We start from the raw sequence: 415 nt of genomic DNA, 5'->3' as shown, positions 1-415 counted from the left end.
ACTTTAGGCGGATAGTTCACCAGTAGGTGAACGTGGTCGTCCTCGCCGTCGAACTCAACAAGCTCCGATTCAAAGTCATTGCAGACACTGGAGAATATTGGTCGCAGATCGTCAAGAATCTCTTTTGTGAATACCCCGCGCCGGTATTTTGTAACAAAGACCAGATGTACGTGCATCATAAAAACGCAGTGTCTTCCAGTCCTAATATCGTTGTTGTCTTCGCTCATAGACCAGAGTATGACCGAACTATGCAAAGACTTCAAGCCTATAAATACGAACTCATGCCAGACGGCGAGCAGCAGCGCGATATGCGCCGCTTCGCTGGGTCGTGCCGGTTTGTCTATAACAAGGCTTTAGCATTGCAAAAAGAAAATCACGAAGCAGGAAACAAGTTCATCGGCTACGTGCCAATGGC

At 47.7% G+C, this 415-nt stretch carries 2 protein-coding genes; one reads left to right on the top strand and one right to left on the bottom strand.

Annotation, left to right across the window (positions count from 1 at the left end):
• On the bottom strand, positions 1-227 hold a 227-nt coding region (gene tnpA, locus QN395_RS21470), incomplete at its 3' end, for an IS200/IS605 family transposase (RefSeq protein WP_323493061.1).
• Positions 228-248: 21 nt separating this feature from the next.
• On the opposite strand from tnpA, the gene QN395_RS21465 reads away from it, so the two are divergent.
• On the top strand, positions 249-415 hold a 167-nt coding region (locus QN395_RS21465), incomplete at its 3' end, for a helix-turn-helix domain-containing protein (protein WP_323493062.1).

Source organism: Undibacterium sp. RTI2.2 (genome assembly GCF_035018705.1).
Lineage (GTDB): Bacteria > Pseudomonadota > Gammaproteobacteria > Burkholderiales > Burkholderiaceae_D > Undibacterium.
Note: the sequence above shows the minus strand (reverse complement) of the source record. Positions and strands in the feature narration are given on the sequence as shown.